Below are 8,700 nucleotides of genomic sequence, written 5' to 3'. Positions count from 1 at the left end.
ACGGTCGAGCTCGACGGTGGTCTCGCGCGCGGTACCGCGAAAGAGATTGAGGCCCACCAGATTGGCGACATAGTCCGAGCGCGGTCGGCGCGCGACCTCCGCCGGTGCACCTTCCTGGACGACGGCGCCGTCCTCCATGACCACCAGCCGATCGGCGAGCACCATGGCATCGAGCGGGTCGTGGGTGACGAGCACCGTGTGGCCGGCATAGTCGCCGAGGTGGTGGGCCAGGTCGCTGCGCACCCGGATCCTGGTGCTCGCGTCGAGCGCGGCCAGCGGCTCGTCCAGCAGCAGCAGCCGCGGTTCGGTGGCCAAGGCCCGCGCCAGCGCCACCCGCTGCGCCTGGCCGCCGGACAATCTGCCCGGCTCGACCTGGGAATACTCGGCCAGCCCCACCCGCTCCAGCCACTGCCCGGCCCGCGCCCGCGCCGGCGTCCGCCGCATTCCGCGCGCTCGCAGCCCGAAGGCGACATTGTCCAGCGCGTTCAGGTGCGCGAACAGCAGATAGTCCTGGAACACCACGCCGACCTGCCGATGTTCGGCCGCAACGAAGGTGTCCGGCGGCCCATCCCAGAGGTGATCATCGAGCTGGATCCGCCCGTCGGTGAGCGGTGTGAGCCCGGCCAGCGCACGCAGCGCCGTGGTTTTCCCGGCGCCGTTCGGCCCCAGCAACGCCACCACTTCGCCCGGTTGCACCGTCAGCTCCAGTCCGAGGGTGAAGGTCTCGCGGGCGACCCGAATGTCTGCCGTCAACGTCATCCGACGCTGCCCCGAATCCACCGTTCCCGCAGCGCCGCCAGCACGCCGACCGAGACCGCCAACAGCACCAGGCTCAGCACGATGGCGGCGTCGGGGTCGGTCTGCAATGCCAGGTAGACCGCCAGCGGCATGGTGGTGGTCTCGCCGGGGAAATTGCCGGCGAAGGTGATGGTAGCGCCGAATTCGCCGAGGGCGCGCGCCCAGCACAGCACCGCGCCCGCCACCACGCCGGGCAGCACCGACGGCAGCGTCACCCGGCGGAAGATCAGCCACGGTGCGGCGCCGAGGGTGGCGGCGGCCTCCTCGTACCGGGGGTCGGCCGCCCGCAGCGCCCCCTCCACGGAGATCACCAGGAACGGCATCGCCACGAACGCCTCCGCGACCACCACGCCGGCGGTCGTGAACGGCAACGACACCCCGAACCACTCGTGCAGGTACTGCCCGATCAGTCCACGCCGCCCGAACACCAGCAGCAGCGCCACACCACCCACCACCGGTGGCAGCACCAGTGGCACCGTCACCAGCGCCCGCACCAGCCCGCGCCCTGGCAGCTCGGCGCGCGCCAGCAGCCAGGCCAGCGGGATGCCGAGCAGCAGGCAGATCACCGTCGCCAGGCTCGCGCACACCAGCGAAAGCCGCAGCGCCTCCGCGATTTCGGCGCTGAACAGCCGCTGCGGCAGCGTCCGCCACGGCGCCCGCAGCACCAGGCCCACCAGCGGAACCACCAGAAACAGCAGCCCGATCACGGCGGGCACCAGCAGGATCAGTGGCCGCCGTCGCCGCACCCGTCGTGCGACGACCCGGGTCACTGCGTCTCGAATCCCGCGTCGGCGAAGACCGCGCGGGCCGCATCCGATCCGATGAACTCGACGAACGCCGCAGCGGCCTGTGCGTTCGGTGCGTGCGCGACCGGCGCGATCGGATACTCGTTGACCGCGCCGGCGGATTCGGGAAACTCGATGCCCTCGACCTTGTCGCCCGCCGCACGCACATCGGTGCGGTACACCAGCGCGGCGTCGACTTCACCGAGCGTCACCTTGCTCAGCACGGCCTTCACGTCGGGTTCCCTGGTATCGGGTTTCGGCGTGATCCGCGCGGCCTCGAAGACCTTCGTCGCGGCGGCCCCGCACGGCACCTGTTCGGCGCACAGCGCGATGACGGGTTCGTCGTGGCCGAAATCGGCCAGGCCGGTGATCGCACCGGGATTACCTGCGGGAACGGCTATTTCGAGTCTGTTGCGCACAAATGTGACGGGGGAGGCAGTGACATCGCCGGAATCGACGACCTGCTGCATGTTCTTCGGTGCGGCCGAGGCGAACACGTCGGCGGGCGCGCCCTGCCGGATCTGCTCGGCGAGCTCGGAACTGGCGCCGAAACTGAACACGACGTCCACGCCGGGGTGTGCTGCCTCGAACTGCTCACCCAGGGCGGTGAACGTCTCGGTGAGGGAGGCGGCGGCGAATACGGTGATTTTGCCGCCGATGTCACCATTGGTGGGCGCTGCCGAGCCGTCGTCACCGCAACCGGCGAGTGCGAAGGTGCCCGCGAAGAACAGCGCGGCGATGGGACGAAATCGGTGCATGAGTTCAGCTCTCCGGAATCTCGACGACGACATGGGTGGATTTCACCGAGGCGACGGCCACACTGCCCACCTCGAGGCCGATTTCGTCCACCGATTCCCGGCTGACCAGCGACACCAGCCGGAACGGTCCGGCCTGCATCTCCACCTGCGCCATTACGGTGTCCTTGACGATGCGCGTGACGATGCCGCGCATGCGGTTGCGGGCCGAGGCCGCGACGGTGGTGCCCGCCTCGGGCGCCTCGGCCGTGGCACGCAGGAACTCGGCCAGGTCACGCCCGCTGATGCCCTTGCGCCCGTTGTCGAGCTGGATCGACGGCAACCGTCCCTGATCGACCCACCGGCGCACGGTGTCATCGCTGACGCCGAGCAGGGCCGCCGCCTCACTGATCCGCAGATTCGACACAATGGGGAGCATATTCCCGCATCTGCGGAAATCAAGCTGGCGTCGTGATCGTTATCGAACCTGCCCGCTGCCGGTGTGCGGGGGTGAGGTCGCGGAAACACCGTGCTAGCGTCCGCTGCGTGGATTCGCCGCCATCGCAGGTTCAACCGTTTCCCGTGCTCGAGCCGTACGCGTCCGGTCTGCTCGATGTCGGCGACGGCAACCGGATCCACTGGCAGACCAGCGGGAACCCGCACGGCAAACCCGTTGTCGTCGTGCACGGCGGGCCCGGCGCAGGTGGTGGCGGCTCGCGTAAGAGCGCCTTCGATCCGCAGATCTACCGCATCGTGCGCTTCGACCAGCGCGGATGCGGCCAGAGCCTGCCGAACGCGGCCGATCCGCGGGTGAGCCTGGCCGTGAACACCACCGAGCATCTGATCGCCGATATGGAGCGATTGCGGACCCATCTGGGGATCGACCGATGGATGCTGTTCGGCGGATCGTGGGGTTCGACACTGAGCCTCGCCTACGCTCAGCGGTTCCCGGAGCGGGTCGCCGAGATCGTGCTGGTGAGCGTCACGATGACACGGCGCGCCGAAGTCGACTGGCTCTACCGGGGCGTCGGGCTACTGCTGCCGCAGGAGTGGGAGCGGTTCCGCGACGGTGTTCCCGCCGCCGACCGCGACGGTGACCTGGTCGCCGCCTACGGCCGACTGTTCGATGACCCCGACCCGGAGGTGCGCCTGGCCGCGGCGCGCCGCTGGTGCGAGTGGGAAGACGCCGTCATCGCGCACGAAACCACCGGCTCGCCCGGCCAATACAGCGCGAAATCCGAAGCCGCCATGCTCACCTTCACCCGCATCTGCGCCCACTACTTCGCCCACGCCGCCTGGCTGCCCGACGGCCAACTCCTGCGCGAGGCCCACCGCCTCGCCGGCCTTCCCGGCGTCCTCATCCACGGCAAACTGGACCTGAGCACCCCACTGCGCACCGCCTGGGAGCTGGCCAAGGTGTGGCCGGACGCCGAACTCCAGGTCATCGACGACGCCGGGCACACCGGAAGCCCGGCCATGGGGGAAGCGGTGCTGTCGGCGGCCGCAAGATTCGCGCGGTAGCCGGATTCGGCGCCGGTGCCGAGACCTGCTGCCGCCCGGCGCTCGGCTAAGGCGTCAACCGGAGAACCATCTCGTTCTCCACTCGCGGGTCGTCCGGCCAGCACGGCTGTGATCGGCCGGTGCGTCGAAACCCGTTGCGCCGGTAGAGGTTCTCCGCATGGTGGTTGCCGTCGAGGACCCACAGGCCCAGGCTCGGATGACCGCCGGCGCGGGCCCAATCGATCACCGCGTGCACCAGCCGGTCGGAGATCCCGCTGCCGCGAGCGACCGGATTCACCCACATCGACACCAACTCCGCCGGCCCGTCCGCAAGCCGGCCGGCCGCTGATCCGATGGGACCGGTGTCGTTCTCGGCCACAAACAGGGTCCGTGGGGCGGCCCATTCATGCCAGCGCTGTTCATCCCAGGTCGACGCCTCGGCGAACGTCGTACTGAATGTTCCCGGCGGTGATCCCGCGAGCGCGTCCAGCCGGACGGCCCGCGCCGTTTCCCATTCGTCGGCGGGCACCCGGCGCACGATCATCACCCGATCGTGCGCCGGATCAGACTCACCCGCAAAGGAATTGATCAGTCCCTGGGTCCACCGGCCACATAGATGACCTGACCCGAGACGAAGCCTGCGCCCTCACTGGCGAGGAAGGACGCGGTGTGCGCGATGTCCTCGGGGTAGCCGACGCGGGCGACCGGGATCTGCGCGGCGGCCGCGGCCTGGAAGTCCTCGAAGGAGGCGCCGACGCGGGCGGCGGTGGCGGCGGTCATGTCGGTGACGATGAAGCCGGGCGCGATGGCGTTGGCGGTGACGCCGAACTTACCGAGTTCGAAGGCCAGGGTCTTGGTGAAGCCCTGCATGCCCGCCTTGGCGGCGGCGTAGTTGGCCTGGCCGCGGTTGCCGAGCGCCGAGGTGCTCGACATGTTGACGATGCGGCCGAACTTCTGTTCCACCATGTACTTCTGCACCGCCCTGGTCAGCAGGAACGCACCGCGCAGGTGCACGTTCATGACCGCGTCCCAGTCGTCGACGCTCATCTTGAACAGCAGGTTGTCGCGCAGGATGCCGGCATTGTTGACCACCACCGTCGGCGCACCGAGCTCCGCTTCGAGCCGCTCGACCGCCGCCGCCACCGACGCCTCATCGCTGACGTCGGCGCCCAGCGCCACCGCCTGGCCGCCCGCCTCGGTGATCGCGGCGACGGTGTCGGCGCAGGCGCTCTCGTCCAGATCGAGCACACCCACCTTCATGCCGTCCGCGGCGAATCGTGTGGCGATCGCCGCGCCGATTCCCCGCGCGGCACCGGAAACTACTGCGACCCTCTCGGCCATGAATCGACGTCCTTCCTCGAAGTAACTGCGTCGCTGCCATCTAACACCCGGCAGGCGACCGCGCGTCGCGCCTACTCGGGTTGCCGGGTGTGGCAGGGTCGGTGCCGCGCCGCCCGTAGTGCCCTCGCGATACCGGCAACCGTTTGCCGTATTGGCAAATCTTCTTGCCAGGATTGCAGATCGACCACATCATCGTCTGCGGAGGTGGTCACAGTGACCGATGAGCTGAAAAGCAGCTATGACGTGGTGGTACTGGGCGGCGGAGCCGCAGGACTGAGCGGGGCGGTGACGTTGGCGCGCTCGCGGCGGTCGGTCGTGGTGATCGATGCCGGCGAACCGCGCAACGCACCGGCCGAGGGCGTGCACGGCTTGCTCGGCCGCGAGGGCATGCCGCCGGGCGAATTGCTCGAGCGCGGCCGGGCGGAAGCTCGCGGCTACGGAGCCGAGATCGTCACCGGCGAGGTGAGCACGGCCCGGCGTGCCGGCGACGAATTCGCCGTTACCCTGACCGACGGCTGCTCGACCCGCGCCCGCCGCCTGCTGGTGGCCTCCGGGCTGACCGATGTGCTGCCCGATATCCCCGGCCTGCGCGAACGCTGGGGCCGCGACGTGCTGCACTGCCCCTACTGCCACGGCTGGGAGATACGCGATCAGGCCATCGGTGTGCTGGCGAGCAGCCCGATGTCGGTGCATCAGGCCATGCTGTTCCGGCAGCTGAGCGACGACGTCACCTTCTTCACCCACACCGCCGCTGAGCCGACCGGTGAGGTGGCCGAGGAGCTCGCGGCGCGCGGGATTCGCGTGGTGACCGGTGCGGTCGCGGGACTGGAGATCGAAGCCGACAGGCTAGTGGGTGTGCGCCTCGCCGACGGCACCGTGATCGCTCGTGAGGCGCTGGCCGTGGGGTCGCGCATGGTGGCACGGGCCGGCTTCCTGGCCGATCTCGGGCTGAAGCCGGTGGAACACCCGATGGGCATGGGCGAGCACATTGCCGCCGATCCGATGGGCCGGACGGACGTGCCGGGCGTGTGGGCGGCGGGAAATGTGGTGGACCTGTCCGCTCAGGTGGGCGCCGCCGGTGCCGCGGGAACCATGGCCGGCGCGCAGATCAACGCCGACCTGGTGGCCGAGGAAACGCGGCGGGCCGTTGCTGCACTGCGGGAGCAGGTCTCGCCCGAGGCCGAGCTTGCTGAGCAGAGTGTCGAGGAACGCGCTCTCGGACAGGCGACGACCAGACCGAACACCACAACCGAAAGGACAAGCGTGACCGAGGAATTCGGCAAGGAGTTCTGGGAGGCGCGCTACCACGACGCCCATTCCGCCGACCGCGAGCCCAACCCGCACCTCGTCGGCGAGGCGGGTGATCTACCGCCGGGCAGAGCCCTCGACGCCGGCTGCGGAACGGGCGGTGAGCGCTCTGGCTGGCCTCCCGCGGCTGGCAGGTGACGGCCGTCGACATCTCCTCCGCCGCCCTCCGGCGCGCCCGCGACCGAGCCGAGGCCGCGGGCCCCGACATCGCCGCCCGCATCGAATGGCAGCAGGCCGACCTCACCGAATGGCGTCCTCCCGCGGAACACTTCGACCTGGTGTGCACCCACTACGTGCACACGTCCGGTTCACCGCAGGACCTTGTCGCCCGCCTCGCCGCCGCCGTCGCATCCGGCGGCACACTGCTCATCGTCGGTCACGCCCCGGGCGACCACCTGTCCAGCCATGCCCACGGCTCCTCGCCGCACGTGCACGGCACCACCGCCGACATCGCCGCGCGGCTGGACCCGGACCGGTGGGAGGTCCAGGTCGCCGAGGACCGTTCCCGGCAGACCATCGGCCCGCACGGCAGCGCGGTCACGCTCGACGACACGGTGCTGCGCGCGCGGCGCGTGTGATGTCGTCCTGCCGCGGGGCGGAGCGCGTGTGGTCGCCGCGGTCACCACAGCACTGGGCGGCGGTTCCCATGTGGGGAGCCGCCGCCCAGTGCCGAGCACCCGGTTTCGCGAGACGGTTCAGTCGGGCGTCACGATGGCGAAGTTCTTGTCGCCCGGATCGAGGACCCTCGCAAGACGTTGCAATGCGGAACTGTCGCCACTGATCTCGATCCCCGCCGCACCGCCGGACAACCCGCCGAGAGCCAACGCCGGCAGGTTGTGCCGGGTGGTGGTGAGGGTAGCGTCGGCCTCGCCGGACTGGGGCCGGCCGCTGTAGGTGAGCACGCCGTTGGCCAGCCGCAGCCGGTAGCGCTCATCGGTGTCGGTGAGGACCACATCGATGGCCAGGTTCTCATCCCAGGCCTTCGGGCCGTTGACCTGAATGGCGATGGCGTCGAACAGCATCGTCGGCGAGAGCTGATGGAGTACGTCCGGGGCGTTGGTCTCGGTCGGTGTGCCGAACTGCCCTTCCCGCAGCTCGGTCATGCCCGACAGATACCAGCTGCGCCAGGTGCCGTTCTCGGCGCCGTAGCCGAGCTGCTCATAGGTATCGGCCAGCAGCTCGCGCGCCTCGGCATGGTCGGCCTGTGCGAACACGACATGGTTGACCACCTGGGCGACCCAGCGGAAGTCGCCGGCCTCGAAGGATTCGCGGGCCTTGGCCACCACGGTGTCGGCGCCACCCATGAACTCGACATAGCGTTTGGCCTGCTCGACCGGCGTGTGCGGCCACAGGCTGGCCGGATTGCCGTCGAACCAGCCCAGATAGCGCTGGTAGATCGCCTTCACATTGTGCGACAGCGAACCGTAGTAGCCGTGCGCGCTCCACGCGTTCTCCAGCGAGGGCGGCAGCTCGATCGCCTCGGCGATCTCCGGTCCGGTCAGGCCCTTGTTCATCAACCGCAGCGTCTGATCGTGCACGTAGGCGTACAGGTCGCGCTGGGTGGACAAGAACTCGACGACCCGCTCGTTGCCCCAGGTCGGCCAGTGGTGGGAGGCGAATACGACCTCGGCCTCGCCGCCGAACAGGTCGATGGTTTCGGTGAGGTAGTTGGCCCAGCCGTGCGGGTCGCGTACCACCGCACCGCGCAGCGTCAGCAGATTGTGGAAGGTGTGCGTGGCGTCCTCGGCCGCGCACAGCGCGCGGAAGTCCGGGAAGTACACCAGCATCTCCGACGGCGCCTCGGTGTCGGGCGCCATCTGGAACACCATCCGCACCCCGCCGACGGTCTCCTCGTGGCCGGTGGTGGTGATGATGTCGGTCGGAGCGATCAGTGAGACCGTGCCGATCGACAACGTCTGACCCAAACCGGCGCCGACCTGGCCCTGCGGGCCGCGCGCCAGGGCCGCGCCGTACATGTAGCCGGCCCGGCGGTTCATCGCGGTCCCCGCGTACACGTTCTCCGACACCGCATGCTCGAGGAACCCCTCCGGCGCGAAGATCTTCACCCGCCCGGCGTCGACGTCCTCCTGGGACACGAATCCCTTCACACCACCGAAATGGTCGGCGTGCGAATGGGTGTAGATGATCGCCTTGATCGGGCGATCACCGCGATGCTCGCGATACAACTCGAGCGCCGCCCGGCCCGTCTCCGCCGACAGCAATGTGTCGACGAC

Annotated in this window: 9 protein-coding genes and 1 pseudogene; 3 read left to right on the top strand and 7 right to left on the bottom strand. The window is 69.5% G+C overall.

Annotation, left to right across the window (positions count from 1 at the left end):
- The 4 genes from RJ05_RS18090 to RJ05_RS18075 all read right to left on the bottom strand — a co-directional run.
- Nucleotides 1-759, bottom strand: a 759-nt coding sequence (locus tag RJ05_RS18090) for an ABC transporter ATP-binding protein (protein WP_036538746.1), incomplete at its 3' end; no start/stop codon positions are given.
- Nucleotides 756-1,568, bottom strand: a complete 813-nt coding sequence (gene modB / locus RJ05_RS18085; RefSeq protein WP_051016684.1) for a molybdate ABC transporter permease subunit — start codon at nucleotides 1,566-1,568, stop codon at nucleotides 756-758. The genes RJ05_RS18090 and modB, both read right to left, overlap by 4 nt.
- Nucleotides 1,565-2,341 (bottom strand): molybdate ABC transporter substrate-binding protein, encoded by a 777-nt coding sequence (gene modA, locus RJ05_RS18080; protein ID WP_036538744.1) that lies wholly within the window; start codon nucleotides 2,339-2,341, stop codon nucleotides 1,565-1,567. The genes modB and modA overlap by 4 nt, the downstream gene beginning before the upstream one ends.
- A gap of 4 nt (nucleotides 2,342-2,345) precedes the next feature.
- Complete coding sequence (locus RJ05_RS18075) at nucleotides 2,346-2,744, bottom strand: TOBE domain-containing protein (protein WP_036538743.1); 399 nt, start codon at nucleotides 2,742-2,744, stop codon at nucleotides 2,346-2,348.
- Between the two features lie 119 nt (nucleotides 2,745-2,863).
- On the opposite strand from RJ05_RS18075, the gene pip reads away from it, so the two are divergent.
- Nucleotides 2,864-3,838: a prolyl aminopeptidase gene (pip, locus tag RJ05_RS18070; RefSeq protein ID WP_036538741.1), complete on the top strand. Its 975-nt coding sequence runs from the start codon at nucleotides 2,864-2,866 to the stop codon at nucleotides 3,836-3,838.
- 46 nt (nucleotides 3,839-3,884) lie between these two features.
- Here pip and RJ05_RS18065 read toward each other — a convergent pair whose 3' ends face one another.
- Together RJ05_RS18065 and fabG are read right to left on the bottom strand one after the other, a co-directional pair.
- Nucleotides 3,885-4,361, bottom strand: a complete 477-nt coding sequence (locus tag RJ05_RS18065; RefSeq protein ID WP_051016682.1) for a GNAT family N-acetyltransferase — start codon at nucleotides 4,359-4,361, stop codon at nucleotides 3,885-3,887.
- A gap of 44 nt (nucleotides 4,362-4,405) precedes the next feature.
- On the bottom strand, nucleotides 4,406-5,158 hold the full coding sequence (gene fabG / locus RJ05_RS18060; RefSeq protein ID WP_036538740.1) for a 3-oxoacyl-ACP reductase FabG: 753 nt from the start codon (nucleotides 5,156-5,158) through the stop codon (nucleotides 4,406-4,408).
- 213 nt (nucleotides 5,159-5,371) lie between these two features.
- Between fabG and RJ05_RS31960 the strand changes: the two are divergent.
- Together RJ05_RS31960 and RJ05_RS31955 are read left to right on the top strand one after the other, a co-directional pair.
- A pseudogene (locus RJ05_RS31960) lies at nucleotides 5,372-6,328 on the top strand (NAD(P)/FAD-dependent oxidoreductase); the annotation flags it as partial.
- 272 nt (nucleotides 6,329-6,600) lie between these two features.
- Nucleotides 6,601-7,044 (top strand): class I SAM-dependent methyltransferase, encoded by a 444-nt coding sequence (locus tag RJ05_RS31955; protein ID WP_162140635.1) that lies wholly within the window; start codon nucleotides 6,601-6,603, stop codon nucleotides 7,042-7,044.
- A 117-nt stretch (nucleotides 7,045-7,161) separates the two neighbouring features.
- Here RJ05_RS31955 and RJ05_RS18045 read toward each other — a convergent pair.
- Nucleotides 7,162-8,700 (bottom strand): alkyl/aryl-sulfatase (locus RJ05_RS18045; RefSeq protein WP_036538738.1); only part of this gene is annotated, 1,539 nt, incomplete at its 5' end.

Origin of the sequence: Nocardia cyriacigeorgica NBRC 100375, from assembly GCF_000308555.1 — a bacterium.
GTDB classification, from domain to species: Bacteria; Actinomycetota; Actinomycetes; order Mycobacteriales; family Mycobacteriaceae; genus Nocardia; species Nocardia cyriacigeorgica.
This window is presented reverse-complemented; position numbering and strand designations above follow the sequence as displayed.